Annotated in this window: 25 protein-coding genes; 19 read left to right on the top strand and 6 right to left on the bottom strand. The window is 42.8% G+C overall.

From position 1 onward, the window contains the following. Nucleotides 1-137: 137 nt before the first annotated feature. A complete protein-coding gene (locus RBB45_RS04880) occupies nt 138-530 on the bottom strand; it encodes a hypothetical protein (RefSeq protein ID WP_222928994.1) in 393 nt (130 codons plus the stop codon). Between the two features lie 329 nt (nt 531-859). Between RBB45_RS04880 and RBB45_RS04875 the strand changes: the two genes are divergently transcribed. The 7 genes from RBB45_RS04875 (at nt 860) to RBB45_RS04845 (ending at nt 3,788) form a co-directional block, all read left to right on the top strand. Then, entirely contained in the window at nt 860-1,336 is a 477-nt protein-coding gene (locus tag RBB45_RS04875) for a DUF2975 domain-containing protein (protein ID WP_009793450.1), read from the top strand. Nucleotides 1,337-1,345: 9 nt separating this feature from the next. Then, on the top strand, nt 1,346-1,558 hold the full coding sequence (locus RBB45_RS04870) for a helix-turn-helix domain-containing protein (protein WP_009793451.1): 213 nt from the start codon (nt 1,346-1,348) through the stop codon (nt 1,556-1,558). A gap of 122 nt (nt 1,559-1,680) precedes the next feature. Beyond that, on the top strand, nt 1,681-1,887 hold the full coding sequence (locus RBB45_RS04865; RefSeq protein ID WP_306009155.1) for a helix-turn-helix transcriptional regulator: 207 nt from the start codon (nt 1,681-1,683) through the stop codon (nt 1,885-1,887). Further along, nucleotides 1,884-2,321, top strand: coding sequence for a hypothetical protein (locus RBB45_RS04860; protein ID WP_306009154.1), 438 nt, complete (start codon nt 1,884-1,886; stop codon nt 2,319-2,321). The genes RBB45_RS04865 and RBB45_RS04860 overlap by 4 nt, the downstream gene beginning before the upstream one ends. Nucleotides 2,322-2,385: 64 nt before the next feature. Next, on the top strand, nt 2,386-2,853 hold the full coding sequence (locus RBB45_RS04855; RefSeq protein WP_009793454.1) for a nucleoside 2-deoxyribosyltransferase: 468 nt from the start codon (nt 2,386-2,388) through the stop codon (nt 2,851-2,853). A 165-nt stretch (nt 2,854-3,018) separates the two neighbouring features. After that, nucleotides 3,019-3,474: a DUF4064 domain-containing protein gene (locus tag RBB45_RS04850; RefSeq protein ID WP_306009153.1), complete on the top strand. Its 456-nt coding sequence runs from the start codon at nt 3,019-3,021 to the stop codon at nt 3,472-3,474. Between the two features lie 14 nt (nt 3,475-3,488). Continuing rightward, entirely contained in the window at nt 3,489-3,788 is a 300-nt protein-coding gene (locus RBB45_RS04845; RefSeq protein ID WP_148949361.1) for a hypothetical protein, read from the top strand. 124 nt (nt 3,789-3,912) lie between these two features. On the opposite strand, the gene RBB45_RS04840 is transcribed toward RBB45_RS04845, so the two are convergent. After that, entirely contained in the window at nt 3,913-4,554 is a 642-nt protein-coding gene (locus RBB45_RS04840) for a cupin domain-containing protein (protein ID WP_306009152.1), read from the bottom strand. Between the two features lie 194 nt (nt 4,555-4,748). Between RBB45_RS04840 and RBB45_RS04835 the strand changes: the two genes are divergently transcribed. The 5 genes from RBB45_RS04835 (at nt 4,749) to RBB45_RS04815 (ending at nt 8,489) form a co-directional block, all read left to right on the top strand. After that, nucleotides 4,749-5,261: an SRPBCC family protein gene (locus RBB45_RS04835; RefSeq protein ID WP_094767624.1), complete on the top strand. Its 513-nt coding sequence runs from the start codon at nt 4,749-4,751 to the stop codon at nt 5,259-5,261. Nucleotides 5,262-5,409: 148 nt separating this feature from the next. Then, nucleotides 5,410-6,414, top strand: a complete 1,005-nt coding sequence (locus tag RBB45_RS04830) for a DUF3231 family protein (RefSeq protein WP_306009151.1) — start codon at nt 5,410-5,412, stop codon at nt 6,412-6,414. A 257-nt stretch (nt 6,415-6,671) separates the two neighbouring features. Then, nucleotides 6,672-7,067 carry a transcriptional regulator SpxA gene (gene spxA, locus RBB45_RS04825; protein ID WP_009793460.1) on the top strand — a complete coding sequence of 132 codons (396 nt, stop codon included), beginning with the start codon at nt 6,672-6,674 and terminating at the stop codon, nt 7,065-7,067. 59 nt (nt 7,068-7,126) lie between these two features. Beyond that, nucleotides 7,127-7,543 carry an RrF2 family transcriptional regulator gene (locus tag RBB45_RS04820; RefSeq protein WP_009793461.1) on the top strand — a complete coding sequence of 139 codons (417 nt, stop codon included), beginning with the start codon at nt 7,127-7,129 and terminating at the stop codon, nt 7,541-7,543. 373 nt (nt 7,544-7,916) lie between these two features. Then, nucleotides 7,917-8,489, top strand: coding sequence for a hypothetical protein (locus RBB45_RS04815; protein ID WP_009793463.1), 573 nt, complete (start codon nt 7,917-7,919; stop codon nt 8,487-8,489). A 118-nt stretch (nt 8,490-8,607) separates the two neighbouring features. Here the strand turns inward: RBB45_RS04815 and RBB45_RS04810 are convergent, their stop codons facing one another. Then, complete coding sequence (locus RBB45_RS04810; RefSeq protein ID WP_009793464.1) at nt 8,608-9,363, bottom strand: SDR family NAD(P)-dependent oxidoreductase; 756 nt, start codon at nt 9,361-9,363, stop codon at nt 8,608-8,610. 301 nt (nt 9,364-9,664) lie between these two features. Between RBB45_RS04810 and RBB45_RS04805 the strand changes: the two genes are divergently transcribed. Next, the gene (locus tag RBB45_RS04805) at nt 9,665-10,255 is read left to right on the top strand and encodes a hypothetical protein (protein ID WP_009793465.1); all 591 of its coding nucleotides are present in this window, start codon (nt 9,665-9,667) and stop codon (nt 10,253-10,255) included. Nucleotides 10,256-10,298: 43 nt separating this feature from the next. Here RBB45_RS04805 and RBB45_RS04800 read toward each other — a convergent pair whose 3' ends face one another. Together RBB45_RS04800 and RBB45_RS04795 are read right to left on the bottom strand one after the other, a co-directional pair. Then, nucleotides 10,299-11,090, bottom strand: a complete 792-nt coding sequence (locus RBB45_RS04800; RefSeq protein WP_009793466.1) for a PAS domain-containing protein — start codon at nt 11,088-11,090, stop codon at nt 10,299-10,301. A 173-nt stretch (nt 11,091-11,263) separates the two neighbouring features. Beyond that, on the bottom strand, nt 11,264-12,406 hold the full coding sequence (locus RBB45_RS04795; protein WP_306009150.1) for a metal ABC transporter solute-binding protein, Zn/Mn family: 1,143 nt from the start codon (nt 12,404-12,406) through the stop codon (nt 11,264-11,266). Nucleotides 12,407-12,658: 252 nt separating this feature from the next. Between RBB45_RS04795 and RBB45_RS04790 the strand changes: the two genes are divergently transcribed. The 3 genes from RBB45_RS04790 to RBB45_RS04780 all read left to right on the top strand — a co-directional run bounded on the left by RBB45_RS04790 (nt 12,659) and on the right by RBB45_RS04780 (nt 15,357). Further along, entirely contained in the window at nt 12,659-13,477 is an 819-nt protein-coding gene (locus RBB45_RS04790) for a VOC family protein (protein ID WP_306009149.1), read from the top strand. A 24-nt stretch (nt 13,478-13,501) separates the two neighbouring features. Next, the gene (locus RBB45_RS04785; RefSeq protein WP_306009272.1) at nt 13,502-14,260 is read left to right on the top strand and encodes a MerR family transcriptional regulator; all 759 of its coding nucleotides are present in this window, start codon (nt 13,502-13,504) and stop codon (nt 14,258-14,260) included. Between the two features lie 134 nt (nt 14,261-14,394). Further along, nucleotides 14,395-15,357, top strand: coding sequence for an RNA polymerase sigma factor (locus RBB45_RS04780; protein WP_022543945.1), 963 nt, complete (start codon nt 14,395-14,397; stop codon nt 15,355-15,357). A 118-nt stretch (nt 15,358-15,475) separates the two neighbouring features. On the opposite strand, the gene wrbA is transcribed toward RBB45_RS04780, so the two are convergent. After that, nucleotides 15,476-16,099 carry an NAD(P)H:quinone oxidoreductase gene (gene wrbA, locus RBB45_RS04775; RefSeq protein ID WP_187445368.1) on the bottom strand — a complete coding sequence of 208 codons (624 nt, stop codon included), beginning with the start codon at nt 16,097-16,099 and terminating at the stop codon, nt 15,476-15,478. 313 nt (nt 16,100-16,412) lie between these two features. Here wrbA and RBB45_RS04770 point away from each other — a divergent pair, with 313 nt between their 5' ends. The 3 genes from RBB45_RS04770 (at nt 16,413) to RBB45_RS04760 (ending at nt 19,917) form a co-directional block, all read left to right on the top strand. Then, nucleotides 16,413-17,609: an iron-containing alcohol dehydrogenase gene (locus tag RBB45_RS04770; protein ID WP_306009148.1), complete on the top strand. Its 1,197-nt coding sequence runs from the start codon at nt 16,413-16,415 to the stop codon at nt 17,607-17,609. A gap of 37 nt (nt 17,610-17,646) precedes the next feature. Next, the gene (locus RBB45_RS04765) at nt 17,647-19,104 is read left to right on the top strand and encodes a CoA-acylating methylmalonate-semialdehyde dehydrogenase (protein ID WP_009793473.1); all 1,458 of its coding nucleotides are present in this window, start codon (nt 17,647-17,649) and stop codon (nt 19,102-19,104) included. 243 nt (nt 19,105-19,347) lie between these two features. Next, on the top strand, nt 19,348-19,917 hold the full coding sequence (locus RBB45_RS04760; RefSeq protein WP_224950495.1) for a CBO0543 family protein: 570 nt from the start codon (nt 19,348-19,350) through the stop codon (nt 19,915-19,917). The last annotated feature ends 8 nt before the right edge of the window (nt 19,918-19,925 follow it).

Here is a 19,925-nt window from a genome sequence, read left to right as displayed (position 1 = left end):
GCAGCAATGCTGATTGTCAGCTTGATACTGCTGAGTTCGTATCCAAATACCCTCGTTCCGGCTGAACAGTATGATGGATTGATTCTGATACAGTCTGTCCCGCCGGTGCAATATATACGGTAATGTTCTGGCAGATGCTATATCTGCCTTTTTTCATGTCCTTTACTGGAAAATCCTATAGCTGCTACACAGGAAATCGCTGCTGTGGCAGCCACAATCATTCCAAAGAAGAAACCGATGGCCCGCATGAAGGGATCATCACCAGGAAATTCAGGCTCTGCCGATGCAAACTGATAGAGAAAGATAACGAAAATAATCAGATAAAAGCTGCTTCCAATCAAGCCCGCTTTCAACCGCTCTTTTGCAGCGCCTCTCCAAGCCAGTTTTATATCAAGCCATAAGCGGATGCTGAAGGCTGCTGCCAGGAACATGATCAGCAGGTGAATATAAGGGATATTCAAAAACAGCAGCGAATACAAAATCAAGAGTGTTGCCGCAAATAGCAGTGCATTGGTAACAAATAAAAACAAACCAGCTCTCCAATGGCTTTGAAACCAGGGAGCCTGACTCAATAAATGCACCATCTTCCGATTGGCTGCACTCCCCTCAAGTGCGGGTTTTCTTTTGTACAGAATAAGCAAAAAAGCAACTCCGATGATTCCCAAAAGTAAAAAGGATGTCACGACTTACCGCCTCCATTATTGATATGTAAAGATAATTTATCGTAAATCAATAAATGAAGTCAATGGTTTAATATTAAATTTCGATGAACTTTTACTGACATATGCTCCTTTTTTATTGAAATACGATAAATGTTGTATTAGTATATTATTAATAATCCTTAAACCGGAGGTACCTTATGAACAAGGCTATAACGAGTTTCCTGAAAGCCGCCATCCTTATTATGGGGTTGATCGTGGCACTCCTCTGTATTTTTCTTCTGCCTGGACTTGCAGGTGATGCAGCTGCAGAGAACCCTGAGTTTGCTTATTTGAAATGGCCGGTCCTTTTGGGCATGTATGCGGCCGCGATTCCATTTTACATTGCACTGTATGAATCATGGAAATTATTAAGATACATTGAAGGGCAGACTGCTTTTTCCGATTTCTCTGTGCAGTCGCTGCGCTGCATCAGGAATTGCGGCATTGCTTTGGGGCTTATATATGCTGCCGGGATCATCGGAGTTGGAGCTGCCGGGGCCCTTCATCCAGGAGTCTTCCTTATGGGTGCAGCCATTGCTTTCTGTTCTTTTGTCATCAGTGTGTTTGCAGCTGTCCTGAAGGAGCTTCTGCGGAGCGCCCTAACCATGAAAAATGAAAATGAACTGACTATCTGAGGTGAAGGAATGGCAATAATCATTAACATAGATGTTATGCTGGCAAAAAGGAAAATGAGTGTTACAGAGCTGTCCGAGCGGGTGGGTATTACCATGGCCAATCTCTCAATACTAAAGAACGGCAAAGCAAAGGCAGTGCGGCTTTCCACGCTTGACAGCATCTGCAGGGCGCTGGACTGCCAGCCGGGAGATATTCTCGAATACCGGGGAGAAGAACATTAGCAGAAGTTTGAAGAGACAGGCGACCCTGTCTCTTTTTTTTCGTAAGACTCCACATATGAGAATGGAATATATAATTTACAAAAAGGAATATATATGTTACATTCTGGGTGGAGGAAAAATATATGAAAAATAATGTAAAGCAGGCCCGGCTGCAGGCAGAGCTGACCCAGCAAGAGCTGGCGGACCGGGTGGGAATTACAAGGCAGACGATCAGCTTGATTGAAAAGGGCAAGTATAATCCTTCTTTAAAGCTGTGCCTGCAGATCTGCTATGCAGTCCAGTCAAAGCTGGACGAATTATTTTGGGTGGAAGAGGAGGAGCTGAGATGAAAAAAATGACTGATGAACGTTTGAAGCAAAGGAATTTGGAGCATGTACGGATAGTCTATATCGTCCAGACGCTGGGAATCCTTTGCATTCTTGCATACGATTTAATGCAAGGCGGCATGGAAGCTATGCGTGGGAATCCGCTTTGGCTTGTTTTTATCGGAACCTCGGTTGTATTTGCTTATCTATCCATGAGTGTTAGCGTAGAGCATGAGAGACAGGGAAAAAACCCGAAAAAGCTATTTATTTTAAGCATAGCAGCCATTCTCGGAGGGGCTGCCATCATTTCATATTTGATCAGCATTACACCTGGCTATGGATGGGATGATGGTCTGGTCCTGGGTGTGATTATCGCAGTTTGCGGCGGAATACCTGTCTTTTACATTTACCGGCTGCGGCTGAAACAGGCAGCTTTGTATAATGAGGATGACGAATGAAAGGATTTAACATAATCACATTCCTTCGGCACATATATATACAAAAAAATGCGGAGGAATAACAATGGAAAATAATCAATTTTTCAGGACGGTAAGAGTTTTTATCGCCAGCCCCTTTTTTAATGAAGAGCAGCTGGAAAGGATCGGAAGGCTCGAGAATGCACTGAGGAAGAATCCCTATGTGGCTGATTTCTTCTCGGCGAGGTTTTACCAGTTCCCGCAGCTGACTTTCGCTTCTGATCCCTGGAGGAAGACTGTTTTCCAGAATGATTTAAGATATTTGCGGCGTGCTGACGTGGTAGTTGCCATTCACGACTATGAAGAAAATTCCGTGGACAGCGGGACAGCCTTTGAGCTAGGATATGCGTATGCACTGCAAAAGCCGATCATTTTGATAAAAGAAAAAGAAACCAGCATCCCGAACTTGATGCTGGTGGAAAGTCTGCATGCATACCTGACTAAGGCAGATGAGATTGCCGGCTATGACTTTATCAATATGCCGAAAATCCCATATAAAGGTCCGCTTATTTAAAGGCAATGAATTTGCCTGGCACAAGAATAACCGGAAGTATTGAATAATAAAGAGGCAAAGATTACAATGAAAAAGGAAAATGATTCCTGGTGGGAATCCAAAAGTGTGTTTGTCTAAAAACTCAAATAAATGAAAAAATACAGATTGAGCAGGGAGAGAAAAAAGTTGGCAGAAGAAACTTATAGGGTGCCTAAACTGCTGGGATTTATTTCTTTTGGCATCACGGTCTTGATAAACTTTACTGCAGGGCTCTTCTATTTCCTCGTATCAAGGGGGTATACGGCGAATGTTTTAACTGAACTTATCAGCAGCGATCCAAAATTCCAGCGGGAAATGTCAGGGCAGGATGGAACGGCAGCAGCCAGGGAAATAGCGGACGGCACTATGGATTTTGTCGAGGTTGTGCTTATTATATTTCTCGTTTTTTGGCTCCTTATGCTGTTCCTTAACCTGGCCGGCATTTTAACTATAAAGAAAAATCCTAAAGCCGCAGCGGTTATTTTTATTGTCGTTGGTGTATTGAGTCTGCCCACATTAATTATTCCCGGCCTCCTGATAACTTCCGGAATTTTGATCCTGGCAGCGAATAAGAAAAAAGAACCTTCGTATCCGGATTATTAAAAAAGGCCGGATTTATGGAATATGGAAAGGAAAATAGGATGTTTATAACCATTCCATTAGCTCTGGCTCTCTTTTTAGAGTTCGCAATAGAGCCTGTCTTTAAAATTCGTGAAAAACTTTTCAACAGATTAGGCACAATGGCAGCCGGGGCATTGGCGATCACACTCCCTTTTGCAGCATGGCTGTTGCTCACTGAGCTTGTCCCCATTGAAGACGAGAGAGTCTATACCTTTTCCTGCATTATGTTTACTGTATTCATAGGTTCTGGAGCCGGGAAAAAGTACAGCAAAAGTAAAGAAGAGAAACAACTATGAATAAAATTATTCTTAACTCTGTCAAGGTGTCCGCCACTTTCTATTAATAAAAGCGGCGGATTTTATTTATCCTCTTTTTGGGGATGCATTTAAATTTAATAATCCTTTTGTGGAATCAAAGCATTCATCCTGGATATACGGGCCAGTATCCTGCTCTGCTATAAGCGGATCGCTGGGAAGTTGAACCCTGATGTCCATAAGAATAATGGTGCCTGCGCGCCATTTTATTGGATTTGCTGCAGCTATTGGCGGGTCCGATATAGGCTGTAGGCTGCACTTGGGCAACCGTCTCATTCCACTGATTTTCATCTATACAGTAGGTATTTGCCATAATATTGGCCGGTGTGAATTTCAGGATATCAGAACCAAGTATCACTTCAGGCGTAGGTGCATTAAAAATAGCAAGAAGATGCGTGTTATCCTGCAGGGCTACTTCGTAATGCCACCAGCCTTGCGGTACATTGGCAACCTGTCCTGGTCCGATCGTATAGTTTTGGATATTCTTTGTAAAAGGATTCAGCAGGGAAACAGTGGCCTTTCCGGATATGCAGTAGACCAATTCTGCAGCGTTCTGGTGGTAATGGGGTTCTACAGCATTGCCGGTGCTTAGAAATATATCAAGCAGGGAAACATTTTCAAGGGTATTCAGCTGGGCAATCCCCAGAATATTGATAAAGTTATGTTTGTCTTTTTTCATAAGGGGGCTTTTATTCACATCGAAAGCGTACGCAAGGGACGGGGAAGTGTAATCCAGATAAGCAGTCATGTTCATTTTCTCCCAGGGAATGTTATTTCCAATAAACTATGCAGCAATGAGCTGATTGTGCAGGTGCCATTCTGAGAGAGAATTGTCGAAATGTATTGAAGCCTGCCTAAAGGAAATGCTTACTGCCTGTTGAATATAAACACGGACAGAAGTTAAAGGCAGCGCGGAATAAACGAAAAGGGAGGCAGAAATAAATGAGCGGAAAGCTGATTATGAGGGAAGAAGGCAATAACCTGATAATGGAGTGGATTTTTGATGCGCCAAGGGAGGAAGTATTTAAAGCATTCTCAGATTCCAAATTGCTGGAAAGCTGGTGGGGTCCTGAGGGCTGGGAAACGAAGAATAAGAAATTTGAATTTGAACCTGGCGGGATATGGCATTATGGTATGACCTGCAAGGACAAAAGCCAGGGCGAATTTTATGGGATGGAATCTTGGGGGCTTGCTGTCTATAAGGAAATCTCGGCACCAGAGAAAATTGTCCATACTGATGCTTTCTCCGATGAAGAAGGAAATATTAATGAATCATTGCCAAAAACCCTGATTACGGCAACATTTAGTGAAGAAGAGGGGAAAACCAAGTATGTGTCCGTCACTGAATTTCCCTCCAGCGGAGCTATCAGGCAGATCATCGATATGGGGGCTGCTGAGGGGTTCTCTTCTCAGCTGAGAAAACTGGATGCACTCTTGTCAGGGAATAAGGTTTAAAATTGAGCGGGGCCGGATCATGGGATTTGGCCTTTTTGTATGAATGGCAGAATAGAAATAAAAACCTGCACCCTCCCTTTATGTTTAAAGATAAATAATTTTATTAAAAAAGTTAAAAATAACGGATATACAGCAGGGAGGGAAATGCATGGAACAGATCCAGCACCAAACAAAAATGAATGCTTCTGAATATGCTGTCATATGGTCGCAATACATAAATGACAGTTTATCAAGCTGTGTGCTTCAGCATATGCTGAAAGATGCAGAAGACAAAAATATCCGGGAAGTGTTTGAGTTCGCCCTTGAACTGTCAGAGCGGCATTTAGAAAAGACTAAAAAGCTCCTGAAAAGTGAGAATCAGCCTCTGCCGATAGGCTTTTCTGAAGAAGATGTAAATGCAGATGCCCCTGGATTATTTACGGATGCTTTTAAAATCGTTTATTTACATATCATGGCACTTCATGGGCTTACAAGATATGCAGGCGCGACGTCAGTATGCTCACGGAAGGATATCAGGCAATACTTTATGCAATGTACCTCAGAAGCTCTGGAGCTGTATGACCGCACTACCGAGGTGGCTCTTCAAAAAGGTATAATTGATAAAGCTCCAACGCTCCATAATAAACAGAAAGTGCATTTTATCAAAAACGGTTATATGAAGGGCTGGCTTGGAAAACGCAGGCCCATTAATGCGATTGAAATCAGCGGTGTCTTTCTGAATATGCAGAAGACGATGGTGAAGATGGTATTAGAGCTCGGCTTCAGCCAGGTTTGCAAATCCAATGATGTGAGGGCGTACATGGAAAGGGCAAGAGGGCTTTGTGTAAAGCACTTTGAAATACTTGCATCATTACTGAAAGAAGAGAACCTGCATGTCCCCAAAGTCTTTGAATCGGAAGTGACAGATTCAACTGTGCCGCCATTTTCTGATAAGCTGATGCTTTTCCATATAACTGGCCTTTTGTCGGCAGCAATCAGTTATTATGGCGAAGCAGCAGCCCTCAGCCAAAGAAGGGATATTGTTTCTGCATATACCAGAATGAATGTAGAAATTGCTCTGATCGCTGAGGATGGCATGCAGCTTATGATTAAAAATGCCTGGTTTGAAGCACCTCCTGCAGCTGCCGATCATGAAGCTCTGGCTAAGGAGTAATCCGTCACAATACGTATTCTTCTTTTATACTAGGATCAAGAAGCTCGCTGGGGGCTGGTAAAAGATCATGCAATGACCAGATCCCTAAGCAAGAAACAGGTTGACTTTTTCAACTGTAAATATTAAAATTACAGTAAGGGATTTAAATTTGTATTTATTTTTTTGCTGCAACTGTAACTTTTTATTTTACACTTTAATTATAATCATAAAATAATCACTATATAACATTATATCTTCATTAAAGGAGTGCATGATTAATGGTCAATCTATATGTATCATCCAGCTGTACATCCTGCCGCAAAGCAAAGGCATGGCTTGAAGAGCATAATATTGAGTATACTGAAAGAAACATCATTAACGAACCGCTTTCTGTTGAAGAAATTAAATCCATTCTGCGCATGACGGAAAATGGGACTGAAGAAATCATCTCAACCAAATCAAAAGCTTATCAGCAGCTGGATATGGAAATAGATTCTCTTCCGCTTAAAGAGCTGTATCAGTTGATTGCTGACAATCCGCAGATGCTTAGAAGGCCGATCATCATTGATGAAAAAAGGCTGCAGGTCGGATATAATGATGAAGAAATCAGAAGTTTCCTTCCGCGGAAACTGCGCACATTCTCATTCATGCAAATGCAGAATTTGGCCAACTGATCTGCTGATGCATAAAACAGCAGAATGGCTTGGAACTCTGCTTAGTTAGGAGGCTATCCATGAACAGCGACTTTACACTAGCCATTCACAGCCTGGCCTATCTTGCGCTGCAGCTGGACCGGATGTCTACAAGCGAGGCAATTTCCAAGAGCGCCGGGGTCCATCCTGTACGGATCCGTAAAGTATTGAGCCTTTTAAAAAGGAATGGCTTTATCAAATCCAAGGAAGGCACCGGCGGAGGATTTATTTTTGCAAGGGAGCTGGATGAGGTCAGTTTATGGGATATCTATAAAATCACCTCTGAAGGCGCATTGCAGCCAAAATGTCCGGAATCCAACGAACAATGCATAGTAGGGGCCAATATGCGGAACGTTCTCTTCAGCATCTTCATCGGAGCAGAAGAGCATCTTGGCGAATATTTGAAAGATTATACGATTAAGGACATAGTTGAACTGGTCAATCAGGACAGCAATTAAATATGTTCTTACCGTTTTCCAGGTAAATGCCGGCTCATTGCAGCTGGCATTTTTTCGTTTTATGACAAAGAAGCATATTTCCAGCTTAAATGGCTGTCTTGGCTGCTGTCACTTCATAGATGCCATTCCAGGAGAGTGTTTTTAAGGCTTTTTGGCAGGATTTATAAGACATTGCCTTTGAACACGGCATTTATAGTCTGCGTTCTTTTTTGAGTCCGCTTTTCTAATGCATCTTGGAATAATTTGTTCCGTAACACCAAAACCTATTCTTGTATCCCATTATCATGCTGTGCTAAACAAAGTTTCACAGATGGGCCAAAAATCAGCATGGCATGAATAACAGAACTAAATTCAAAGTAAAGGTGTGTATTTGATGGGTGAGAGACAGCGGGAGATGCTTAAGGATATAAGAGAAAAGGCAGGGGCTCTTTCCAGTGAGCAGATTGAATATTGGAAAGAGTATTCGAGCTTTAATGATTGGCAGCTATGGGCAGTAATTATTATTCTTATTGTCCCGCTGATCCTTCTGTATTTTAAAATTGACCGAAGTAAAATACTGCTCCTGGGTTTTTATGGACTGAATTATCATATTTGGTTTGCTTATACGAATTCAATCGGAATCAGGCTGGGTCTGTGGGAGTATCCTTATGAACTGCTGCCTGTCCTCCCGAGCTTTGCCCTGGATGCATCATTTGTTCCTGTTACGTTCATCCTTCTTTACCAGTGGACATTAAACCACAAGAAGAACTTTTATTTATATTCATTGCTATTATCTGCTGTATTTGCTTTTGTCATTAAGCCTATATTAGTCAGCTTAGATTTTTTCAGAATGTTCAAGGGCGTGAATTATTTCCATTTGTTCTTATGTTATATTGCTTTTTTCCTCGTCGCTAAAATCATCACCAATATATTCATTTCCATGCAAAAGAACCGGGCAGAAGTTTAGCTCCCTGAAGAATGCTTAAGTGAGGCAGGATAGTGTGCTGCTTTTAGTATTATAGGTATATACAGATAGATAATGAAAAGCAGAGGGGGTCCCTCTGCTTTATGCCATATTCTTATTGCTATTTAGTATTAGTGAAGCCGCCGTCAATTCTGATTACTTCACCATTAATATATTCTGCTTTGGAAGTTAGAAGGAAAGTGACAAGCTCTGCTACTTCTTCCGGTGTTCCTAAACGCTTTTGGGGAATGCCGCCTGTTGCATTCTCCTTCATTTCAGGATTTGCCTCATAAAAGGCCTTAACCATGGGAGTTTCAGTCGGACCTGGAGCAATAGCGTTTACTCTTAAACCATCTTTTGCATACTCAGCAACCATGCTCTTCGTTAATCCAACGATACCATGCTTTGTTGCGGAATATGTTACAACAGAATCCTGCCCGATTACACCTGCACTGGAAGCGGTATTAACGATTGAACCACCGCCTTTCTTCAGCATCTCTTCAGCAACATAGCGGACGCCATACAGCGCTCCCATGAGGTTGATGCCAACAATTTGCTCAATTTCTTCTGCACTTGTGTTAAGAAAGAATTGGCCGCTGCCGGAAATACCCGCATTATTGAAGAAATAATCTATCTTGCCGAATTCTTCAAGGGTCTTATCTACATAATTTTTAACTTCTTCTTTCCTGGAGACATCAGCTTTAATAAAGATAGCATTGGCACCCAGCCCTTTAACCATCTCGACTGTTTCATTACCGCCTTTTTCACTTATATCGACAACAGCTATATCTACACCTTCTTTTGCTAAACGTACCGCTGTTGATTGTCCTATTCCGCTTCCTGCACCTGTTATAATAGCTGCTTTATTGCTGCTCATGACTATTCCTCCTTGCTGTATAAAAACTTTGACTTTTTAATGTGTACTCTCTAATTTTTCTCTAATTATTAACATTTAAACATCTCATCTGACTAATAGGGATCCATGGCCTTTATTCTGCCAGATAAGAGGGAATAGTTAGTCTTGCAGGGTGCCCCATGAGTCTTAATTACTGGATGGCAAAAGTCCGAGGAATATTTTTGAAAATATTGATTGATATTATAGTTAGGAGAACAAAATAATTATTTTTGGAACAGCCATGAAATAATATTAATGAAGCAGCTCATAAGGATGATTAGTGATGGAGAATAAAAGGGTCGAAGAATTCGATAAAATTGTAGAGATGAATGAAAAAGGGCAGGATGCCCTCAATTCTTACTGGATGGATTATTCGCTGTATGCATCCTTTGAATACTGGCTGATGGCGGCTTTTTTCTTTGTTCCGCTAATTGTGCTTTATTTCAGAATAGATCGAAGTAGGATTTTTCTGCTGGGTTTTTACGGTTACAGCATTCATGTGTTTTTCAATTATACAGACTGGTACGGCAAAAACAGCGGCTTTTGGAATTATCCGTTTCCGCTGGTTCCGGTGACTCCCGGAATATCCTTAGATTCGAGCTTAATACCTGTAGTTTTTATGCTTGTTTATCAGTGGACATTGAATAAAGGAAAGAACTATTATGTGTATTCCATCCTTACAGCAGTATTTTTAGCATTTGTCTTTAAGCCATTTTTAATTGCAGTTGGCCTTTTTCGGTTGTATGGAGATACTCATTATTTCCACTTGTTCGGAGGGTATTTGATTGTCCTATTGACAGCAAAAGTGATAACAAATATTTTTTTGTGGATGGAGAAGCGGTACAAACAATCGGCAAGGAAGGAAAAAAAATAAAAGTCCCCGCCTATAATAGGGAGGGGACAATGTGTTATGCTGCTTATAAAAAATTTGAAGAAAGCTCTGTTTCTGAAGGGAAGTTTCGTTTGATCAAGTATTTTAATCCTTCATGGGCAGACCGGAATGATTGTATGGAAGGATGGATGTCACCTGCGGTTCTGGCGAGCTCAGCTGTCATTCCAACAAGGAGGCATTCTGTGCCGATGAGCCTTAGGCAGTCATACAGCTTCTGAAGCTCAAATTTTGTTTCCTCCTGAAAATCGTAAAGGCCGCTCAAGTCTATTAAGACATATTTAATTTTATCTTTTACGCATTTTTCAAGCAATCTGCCAAGAACATAGTCAGATCGTTCTTTATCATAGCCGCCGATCAGCGGCAGAGCAAGCGTGCAATCCCAAATAGTGATCATTGGAACAGACAGAGCCTGAATAAGCACTTCTTTTTTGCGGTCTTCCTCACTTTTAGTTGTAACATCCATCAGCATGACGATATAGCCATTGATCTGGCCGTTTTTGTCATTAACGGGACTTATGACGATATCAGTTACAAATTGGTCTTTTATATTGATCCTCGAACGGTGGCTGCCCTTCAGCCTTTTCATTATTTGCTTCTGGTGACCGGGGTTTCGATGGAACCGGTCCATAGAAAGGCCGATCAAATCCTCCGATCCTGCAAAGCCAAATAAAGGGGCTGCTTGAGAAAGGAGTTTCCTGGCATTGTCATTCATCCAGGCTACCTTGTAATCTTTATCAGCAATGATGATGTTTTCGCCGATGCTTTTGAGTGCATCCAGCGGCTGCATATGTTCCGGCAAGCGGCCGATTGAACTCATGTGTATTCCTCCAGGCTGTGGCAATTTAGATAGTCACTTAACAGTATTTTAACAGATAAGTAAGGTTTATGCCGTTTTAGCCGGATGGAAAAAGTAGGGGAGGGCGAATAAGAAGAGGCCGGCTAACCGCCGGCCATTAGTTCTATAATAAGATACACTTCGGCTTGGAAAATTTAATTCAAAACCGTTTCAAGCGTCTCTAAATTGCGCTCCATTATAGAGAAATAGTCTTCATTATTTTTAATGTCATCTTCGGTGAGCGCTTCAAGATTATGAAGAGTCAAGCTTTCCGCACCGATTTCTTCCTGGATGACTTTTGCCACACGAGATTCAACATTCTGTTCAAACAGGATATAATTCAGTTCATGCTTCCGGGATTCTTCTATTATCCTTGCAAGCTGCTTCTGGCTGGGCTCCTGTGTAGGGGATAGGCCTGCAATTGCGATTTGTTCAAGCCCATACCTCTCCTGCCAATATCCATATGCTGCATGGGAAACAAGAATGTATTTTGTATTGCTTTCTGCTATCGTTTGTTTAAAGTCAGCGTCCAATGATGTAAGCTGTTCTTTCAAAGTATTAAAGTTTTCTTCAAACTGTTCTTTTGCTTCGGGTTTTAATTCAGCCATACTGTTTTTTATATTTTCAGCCAGTGTTATAGCCTTTGATGGATCAAGCCAAACGTGGGGATCATGGTCGCCGTGATAGTGTCCTTCTTCATGGGAGTGGCCCTCTCCAGAGTGGTCGTGATCTTCTCCTTCATGGGAGTGGCCTTCTCCAGAGTGGTCATGGTCTTCTCCTTCATGGGAGTGGCCTTCTCCAGAGTGGTCATGGTCTTCTCCTTCATGGGAGTGGCCTTCTTCAGAGTGGTCATGGTCTTCCTCTTCATGAGAGTGTCCTTCGTCTTGATAACTGTGTTCATCCGCCGTTTTTAAGAGTTCGATTCCTTCAGCTGCTTTTACAATTTTTACTTTTTCGCCTTGAAGTGTTTTTTCCGCCTTTTCTGCAAATCCTTCAACACCCGCTCCTGTATAGATAAACAGGTCTGCATCTGCTATATTAGTCATCGTTTTAATATCCGGCTCATAAGAGTGGGCATCAATATTCGGGGGATAAATGCTCTCAACCACAACTTGATCTCCGCCAATTTTCTTTGCAAAATCCTGAAGAGGAAAAATTGTGGTGAACACTTGAAGTTTTTCTCCTGTATTTTCCTTACCGGACTTTCCTTCATTACCTGCATCTGAACAGGCTGCCAGGAAAGCAGAGGAGACAAGCATAGTGCCGAGCAGGACATTTTTCCATTTTTTTATTTTCATCGTGTAATCTCCTATTCTCTAAATCTTTTATGTACCCTAATTAGAAATCATTACGATTTACTTGGTAAAAAAATAGCTGCACAGCATATTAAAGCGTAATGATTACAATTTGTATTCTAATGCATGTATTTTAAAATAGCAAACAAACATTTTAAGTTTATCAATAATTTTGTTTGACCTTAAACTTACTTTAAGCTTTAGTATAAAGTATGGAAGAACTTTCCGTATTTTAAATGAAAAGAGGTTCGCAATATGACATTTCGTTGGGATGGCGGCTTTATCATGGTTTCATGGGATGGATTTGAGGAAGGGGTAGAATGGTACACTAAGCATTTTGGCTGGAGCTGCCTGGATAAGATCATTTCGCCGGTCGGCAAAAAGGCCTTTTTGAAGATGCCAAGACTGGGGGTTGTGACACTGAAATCCTTTGAAGGGAATTTTGAGCACTTTCGAAAGGACAGCGGGACTGAAGGCCATGTGAGGCTATGTTTTGAAATTTTGGATATCGACAGGTCCCTTTCTTATTTTAAAAATGAGGGGATTGAAGTTACTCCGATAGCTGAGCTTCCTGGCGGACAAAAGAGCTTTGATATATTTGCATATGAAAACGCTAGAATCACAGCCGTGTATAATTCTGATGAGGCAGATCAATTTCCGGATGCGAGAATCACGGGATTCGGTCCTGTTAATGCAAGAATAGGCGTGAGAAATTTGGATGAAGCAATTTCCTGGTATGAGGAGCACTTAGGACTTAGACTGGCTAAACGTTTTGGGAGCGAATTTGCTCATATGCAGGTGGAAGATGCTTACGATTGGATTCAGCATAAACAAATATTCCATGACAGTGTATGGCTCGAAACGGCTGCTGGCACTGCTTTCGAAAAAGGGAGTCCTTCAGCGAGAAATTATTTTGATCTTAGGCCTGATGAGTTTTATCAAACATATGAGCTGCTGTCTGAAAAAGGCTTAAGCCCATCCGAAATTGCGGGCAATCCAACAGCAGGCTGGGGCGGTTTCCATTTCTATGACCCTGATGGGAACATGATCAATGTCTGGTCGTATCCCTTATAAAAGAAAGCAGGTACTGCATTGGAAATGAATATACAGAAGTTTGCTGAGCGGACTGGACTTCCTCCGAGTACTCTCCGATTTTATGACCGGAAAAAATTGATCCAGCCGGCAGGACGCAGTGAAAAAGGATATCGTATCTATACAGAAGAACAGATACACAAGGCAATGATCATCCATTCTCTCCGGCAGGCTGATATAAAAATAGAAGAAATACAATCCTATTTGGAGGCAGAAGAAGAAGAGAGGAAGACATGGATATCCGGATGGAAGCGGGAAATAGAGGAAAAGCTTGCGTCCATGAATATCGCGAAGCAATATTTGAGCTCCATGCATGCTGAAGAGCGGCATCTGCATCTCGTTAAGTGGGAGGGGGACAATTGCTTCATCTGGTTCAGGTGCACTGTTCCACGGGCTTTTCATCCTTTTCAAGAGAAAATGTCTGAAATAAGCGAAAGACTGAGGATATTGAGGATTGAGACAAAGCCAGGTGTGTTTGTAAGAACGTTAGAATCAAAGGGAGATACAATAGCCGGGGAAGTGGGCTTCCTATTACATAATATACCCGGCAAAGAAATTGATTTTTTCGATGACTTATATACAGAGCCGTTCGGGCCAAGAATATTTGCTGCAGTAGAGTGCAATGTATATGATCCTTTCACCTGCTTCCACTATATGAGGCAGATTCACCGGTTCGGATTTAAAGCAGAAGGAATGAAACTGGAAAAATACGAATTTCCTGAGAGCCGGACGTTTAGTTACCTCATTCCGCTTGCTGGAAGCTGAAGGCATTTTTCTCAAATTCTAAAAAAACAACTGAAATTATGCTATAAAAATGACGAAATAAATTTCATGCAGCCCGTATGTTTTCACAAGTCTTTTCCGTCTTACAAGTTAGATATAAAAAAGGGGGAGTTTTTGTGGAAAAACATAATGATTTGTCTTCTATCAGTAAAGATATGAAGGAGCTTGCACCTTCTTTTGACTGCATTGTTCAGCCATACCGGGAACAGCTATGGCATTACTGCAGGAAGCTGACTGGTTCACCCTGGGACGCGGAAGATTTGCTGCAGGACACATTGTTAAAGGCGTTTTCTTCTTTATCAAGAATCGGGCAGACAATGAATGCAAAAAGCTACCTGTTCAGGATTGCGACGAATATTTGGATAGACCATTGCAGGAAAAAATCGCCTCAGCTCCTGGATATGGAGTCCGAAAAAATTCCGGATGGAGACCTCGTACCTTATTCAGAAGTGCTTGAAAGTGTAGAGATTCTGATTCATCAATTGCCTGCGAAGCAGGCAGCAGCCATTCTTTTAGCAGAGGTATACCGTTTCACCATCCGGGAAACCGCTGAAATGATCGGTTCAACAGAAGGCGGTGTCCAGTCCTTGTTAAGCCGGGCGAGAGCTAATCTCAAAAAGCAGAAAGCAGTGGAGAATCTTCCTTTCCAAGAGGCAGTGCTGGCGGATGAAAAAAAGCAAGTTATCCAGCAGTATATGGACTATTTTGTGAAAGGCGATTTTAAGTCTATCGGCGAGCTTTTAGGTAAATATGCAACAAATGAAGTGGTCGGACAGGGCATGGATATCGGAAAAACACAGATAAGGAAGAACTCTATGGGCGACTGGGGCAGCAGTACAGCTGGACTCTCGGCAGAGCTTGCTTTCTTATGGGGACGGTATGCTGTCATCTATACAAGGGATGCAGGCTGCGGCCCTGTATTATGGGACATAGCAACAGCGGAGATAGAGGATGGAAAGCTCATCCGGCATAAAAGCTATTATTTTTGCAGGGAATTTCTGGAGGCTGCGGCGGCTGAACTTTCAATAAAGCTTGATACAGAGAAAGACCTGTTTGGACAGGAGTGGCAGGGGATTTAAGGTGAAGCCTTTTACATGTTGGTTTAGGCTCTTATCCTGTTTCACACGAACTCAGCACAGGCAATAAATCAGTTTCAAAAAAAAGCAACCAGCTGGCGAGCTGGTTGCTTTCTTCGCTTTACTGCTGCCCTGCGCCATTCTTTACAGATTCAGCTATTCCGATAACACGTTTCGCCTGATATTTAATCGCTCCCTTATAAGCATCCTTATCCCCAACTATTTCATTGTTTTGGTCGACAGTCACACTTGCTCCGTAAGGATTGCCGCCAGCAGGGAATAAAGACTGATCTGAATATCCTGGTGTCACGACGATGGCACCCCAATGGTACATGGTTGTATAAAGTGAAAGGATGGTTGCCTCCTGACCGCCGTGCGGGTTTTGAGCGGAAGTCATACCGCTGACAACCTTATTGACTGTTTTTCCTGCACCCCAGATGCCGCCGGTTGTATCGAGGAACTGCTTCATCTGGGCTGCCATATTCCCGAAACGTGTCGGTGTGCTGAAGATAATGGCATCCGCTTCAGCGATATCATCAGGTGTAACTACAGGCACATCCTTTGTTTCTTCCAAATGTGCTTTCCATGCAGGAACGCCTTCAATCACGCTTTCTGGCGCAAGTTCCTGCACTTTGTAGATTGTGGCTTCAGCGCCTGCTTCCTTTGCGCCCTCAGCAGCCCACTGGGCCATCTGATAGTTCGTTCCGGTTGAGCTGTAATAAACAATTGCTAGTTTGACAGTCATTAAAATATCCTCCATTCAAAGCTATATTTATATTTTCACTCTTCATTGTTTACCCGCTCTCTGAGAGAATATACATTCAATTTTCAATAGGGAAACTAAGGATTAAGGATGGATTTTCTTTTGTTTAGGGGAGAAATTTTGCATAATAACACACGGGAATTCTTAATTTAATGATATAATTTTAATAATCTAACTATTCTGACGTCTGTTCCTCCAGCCCTTTCACCTAATTAGCCAGGATCTGCCGGATGATTTGTAAAAATAACGCCTGGGATGGAATTGCGGCCGTCTATGAAAAAGGGGTGTAAAAGCATTGAAAAAACCAGCGGTATTCCGGGTGCCGGAGTCCATTTTTTATGGGAGGGGCTCCTTTGAAAATTTAGGATCGCAAGCGGCTCTTAAAGGGAAGAAGGCATTGATCATTAGTGATAATGTAATGGATCAGCTTGGATATGTGACCGAAGGCAGAGCTTTGCTTCATGTTGCAGGTGTTCAAAGCGAAGTCTATCTGGGTATTGCATCTGAACCCACTGATAAATATGTGTCAGAAGCATTGGATCTTTTTAAAAGTGAGCAGTGCGACTTGGTGATTTCCATTGGAGGCGGCAGCTGTATCGATACTGCAAAAGCAATAGCAGTCCTGGCAGTAAATGGCGGATCTATTGGCGATTATTTGGGGGGTAAGAAACTGGCACAGCAAATCCCTGTCCCGCATATTGCTATACCAACCACAGCCGGTACAGGTTCTGAGGCAACTGATGTAACCGTAATTACTAATACATCCAACAATGTTAAAATGATGATCAAGCAGCCTGCTTTCTTGCCGGATGCTGCAATTGTGGATCCCCTGCTGACAGTATCTTCGCCAAAGAATATCACCGCGGCTACAGGGATTGATGCTCTAAGTCATGCTATTGAAGCATACTTATCTAAAAAAGCACATCCCATGACAGACACGATGGCCATCTCAGCCATGAAGCTCATTGCAGAGAATATTTTAACCGCTTACAGTGATGGCGGGAATCTAGATGCGCGAGAAAGAATGAGTCTTGGCTCACTGCAGGCGGGAATGGCTTTTTCGAATGCTTCAGTCTGCCTTGTCCACGGAATGAGCCGTCCGATCGGTGCCTTATTCCATGTGCCGCATGGCATCTCAAATGCTATGCTTTTGCCTGCTGTATTAGAATTCAGCCAGGAAGCCTGCGTGGAACGGCTTGCTGATATAGGCAGAATCTTCAGGCCTGATATTGTAAGCGGTGACGGTGTTAAGGCAGCTGAAATAGCTGTACAATCTGTAAAAGAGTTATGCAGGAAATTAAATATACCCAACTTAAAGGAGTGGGGAATTGACGGGGAAGCCTTCGAGAAGGCCGTCGGAAAAATGGCAGCAGACGCTATTGACAGCGGCAGTCCGGCCAATAATCCCAAAGTGCCCAGCCAGCTGGAACTGGAGGAACTTTATCATATTTGCTACGACTATCATTTTTCCTCTGCATCTGAGAAAGTATAATTGCTGACTGTCACTAATGCTGAAAGGAGCTATTTTTATGGCAACGAAAACGGCAAATATTTTAAAAAACTTTATCAATGGCGATTGGGTGGATGCAAAAACAGAAAGGTTTGAAGCTGTCCCTAATCCTGCAACCGGCGAGGAACTGGCGCGTACACCGATTTCCACCAAGGAAGACGTGGAGGATGCCGTACAGGCAGCCAGGGAAGCCTATAAAACATGGAGCAAAACGCCAGTTCCTAAAAGAGCAAGAATTCTGTTTAAATATCAGCAGCTTTTAATAGACAATTGGGACGAACTTGCAAAACTGATCACACAGGAAAACGGGAAAAACTATAAAGAAGCGTATGGAGAGGTGCAGCGGGGAATCGAATGTGTGGAGTTTGCTGCAGGAGCCCCATCTCTTATGATGGGCAAGCAGCTGCCCGATATTGCGACAAATATTGAATCCGGCATGTACCGCTACCCTGTTGGCGTCATCGGCGGCATCACGCCTTTCAATTTTCCGATGATGGTCCCTTGCTGGATGTTCCCGCTGGCTATCGCGTGCGGAAACACCTTTGTGCTAAAGCCTTCCGAAAGGACACCGATACTCGCAAACCGTTTGGCAGAGCTATTTGCCGAAGCGGGCCTCCCTGAAGGTGTTTTCAATATTGTGCATGGCGCCCACGAGGTTGTAAACAGCCTTATTGACCACCAGGATGTTCCGGCCATTTCTTTTGTAGGCTCTCAGCCTGTTGCCGAGTATATCTATAAATCAGCTTCAGCGAAGGGCAAGCGGGTCCAGGCGCTTGCTGGTGCAAAGAATCATTCGATTGTGATGCCGGATGCGGACCTTGACGGAGCTGTTAAAGAAATTATTGCAGCTGCATATGGGTCAGCAGGGGAGCGGTGTATGGCCTGCTCAGTTGTGGTTGCTGTAGACTCCATCGCTGACGAACTCGCGGCAAAGCTGCAGGAGCAGGCAGACAGCCTGACAATAGGAAATGGGTTGGATGAAGATATTTTCTTAGGACCTGTCATCCGCCAGGAAAATAAAGTACGGACAAGGCACTACATTGAAGTTGGCGAGAAAGAAGGAGCAGTCCTTATTCGTGATGGGCGTAAAGACGAAGCCTATCATGAAAATGGGTATTTTATAGGACCAACCATCTTTGACCATGTGGATCCAACCATGAAAATCTGGAAAGAAGAAATTTTTGCGCCGGTTCTCTCCATCGTAAGGGTAAAAAGCCTTGAGGAAGCGATTGAGGTGACAAATCTATCAGATTTTGGCAATGGCGCCTGCCTGTTCACCGACAGCGGAAGCAATGTCCGCTATTTCAGGGAAAACATTGAAGTTGGAATGCTCGGTGTCAATATCGGCGTACCTGCACCGATGGCCTTTTTCCCATTTTCCGGGTGGAAGAATTCCTTCTATGGAGACCTCCATGCCAACGGCTCTGACGGAGTCGAGTTTTATACCAGAAGAAAGATGCTGACTGCCCGCTGGTAAACGGAAGGATAGTGCTGAGAAGACACCCTAATATAAATTGGGTGTCTTTATTTTGGCTTTTTTTAGTAATGGAAGCAATCAGTCGATAATGAGAATATTACCAGGTTTATGTTCTGAGCTGGCGTGCCTTTCTTTCTGATTTTGATTCATGGAAATTATGTGTATATCTAGATAAGTTCTACGAACAATAAGAAGGCAAGCTGTAAAAGTCGGGCTTGAAATACATGTCATGGAGTGCTGCAGATGAGCTATAGCGAATATTGGGATAAAATATTTCAGCTGAGCGAAGAGATGACTTCCTTGGTTGATTCTTATTGGAAAAGCTATTCCGGTCCTGGTACATGGCAGTTCTGGGCTGTAGCAGTAGTTCTGGTGCTGCCGCTTGTTTTATTATATTTTACAGTGGATCGCAAGAGGATTTTTGAGATATTCTTTTTCGGATTTATTGTACATGCTCTTTGGACCTACACGGACATTGTGCTCGGTAATTATACCTTGCTCGTCCACACCTATTATATGCTGCCGATTTTCCCGCATGCTTTTAACATCACGATGTCAGTACTGCCTGTAGGATTTATGCTGATCTATCAGTACTGCACCAGTCATGGGAAAAATTTTATTCTGTATACTATCATTCTGAGTGCAGTGTATTCGCTTGTTTTTGCTTCGATAGAGAAAGCGCTCGGCATGGTGGAGCTGAATAAGGGAATGAACTTGTTTTACTTGTTTTTGATAGATCTTGCCATTGCCTTTATTGCTTATATAGGCACCAGGCTGGTGAGAAGAGCACATCTGAGGGCCGATGCAGAATAAAAAGAGGA

This window comes from Bacillus sp. MMSF_3328 (genome assembly GCF_030733525.1).
Lineage (GTDB): Bacteria > Bacillota > Bacilli > Bacillales > Cytobacillaceae > Bacillus_AB > Bacillus_AB infantis.
This window is presented reverse-complemented; position numbering and strand designations above follow the sequence as displayed.

What these genes read in the sequence shown, in the direction of transcription:
- RBB45_RS04830 (WP_306009151.1), top strand. Translation starts at nt 5,410, where the DNA reads ATGGAACAGATCCAGCACCAAACAAAAATGAATGCTTCTGAATATGCT.
- spxA (WP_009793460.1), top strand. Translation starts at nt 6,672, where the DNA reads ATGGTCAATCTATATGTATCATCCAGCTGTACATCCTGCCGCAAAGCA.
- RBB45_RS04845 (WP_148949361.1), top strand. Translation starts at nt 3,489, where the DNA reads ATGGAATATGGAAAGGAAAATAGGATGTTTATAACCATTCCATTAGCT.
- RBB45_RS04765 (WP_009793473.1), top strand. Translation starts at nt 17,647, where the DNA reads ATGGCAACGAAAACGGCAAATATTTTAAAAAACTTTATCAATGGCGAT.
- RBB45_RS04820 (WP_009793461.1), top strand. Translation starts at nt 7,127, where the DNA reads ATGAACAGCGACTTTACACTAGCCATTCACAGCCTGGCCTATCTTGCG.
- RBB45_RS04795 (WP_306009150.1), bottom strand. Translation starts at nt 12,406, where the DNA reads ATGAAAATAAAAAAATGGAAAAATGTCCTGCTCGGCACTATGCTTGTC.
- wrbA (WP_187445368.1), bottom strand. Translation starts at nt 16,099, where the DNA reads ATGACTGTCAAACTAGCAATTGTTTATTACAGCTCAACCGGAACGAAC.
- RBB45_RS04815 (WP_009793463.1), top strand. Translation starts at nt 7,917, where the DNA reads ATGGGTGAGAGACAGCGGGAGATGCTTAAGGATATAAGAGAAAAGGCA.
- RBB45_RS04870 (WP_009793451.1), top strand. Translation starts at nt 1,346, where the DNA reads ATGGCAATAATCATTAACATAGATGTTATGCTGGCAAAAAGGAAAATG.
- RBB45_RS04840 (WP_306009152.1), bottom strand. Translation starts at nt 4,554, where the DNA reads ATGACTGCTTATCTGGATTACACTTCCCCGTCCCTTGCGTACGCTTTC.
- RBB45_RS04860 (WP_306009154.1), top strand. Translation starts at nt 1,884, where the DNA reads ATGAAAAAAATGACTGATGAACGTTTGAAGCAAAGGAATTTGGAGCAT.
- RBB45_RS04875 (WP_009793450.1), top strand. Translation starts at nt 860, where the DNA reads ATGAACAAGGCTATAACGAGTTTCCTGAAAGCCGCCATCCTTATTATG.
- RBB45_RS04785 (WP_306009272.1), top strand. Translation starts at nt 13,502, where the DNA reads ATGAATATACAGAAGTTTGCTGAGCGGACTGGACTTCCTCCGAGTACT.
- RBB45_RS04790 (WP_306009149.1), top strand. Translation starts at nt 12,659, where the DNA reads ATGACATTTCGTTGGGATGGCGGCTTTATCATGGTTTCATGGGATGGA.
- RBB45_RS04800 (WP_009793466.1), bottom strand. Translation starts at nt 11,090, where the DNA reads ATGAGTTCAATCGGCCGCTTGCCGGAACATATGCAGCCGCTGGATGCA.
- RBB45_RS04865 (WP_306009155.1), top strand. Translation starts at nt 1,681, where the DNA reads ATGAAAAATAATGTAAAGCAGGCCCGGCTGCAGGCAGAGCTGACCCAG.
- RBB45_RS04760 (WP_224950495.1), top strand. Translation starts at nt 19,348, where the DNA reads ATGAGCTATAGCGAATATTGGGATAAAATATTTCAGCTGAGCGAAGAG.
- RBB45_RS04835 (WP_094767624.1), top strand. Translation starts at nt 4,749, where the DNA reads ATGAGCGGAAAGCTGATTATGAGGGAAGAAGGCAATAACCTGATAATG.
- RBB45_RS04805 (WP_009793465.1), top strand. Translation starts at nt 9,665, where the DNA reads ATGGAGAATAAAAGGGTCGAAGAATTCGATAAAATTGTAGAGATGAAT.
- RBB45_RS04810 (WP_009793464.1), bottom strand. Translation starts at nt 9,363, where the DNA reads ATGAGCAGCAATAAAGCAGCTATTATAACAGGTGCAGGAAGCGGAATA.
- RBB45_RS04855 (WP_009793454.1), top strand. Translation starts at nt 2,386, where the DNA reads ATGGAAAATAATCAATTTTTCAGGACGGTAAGAGTTTTTATCGCCAGC.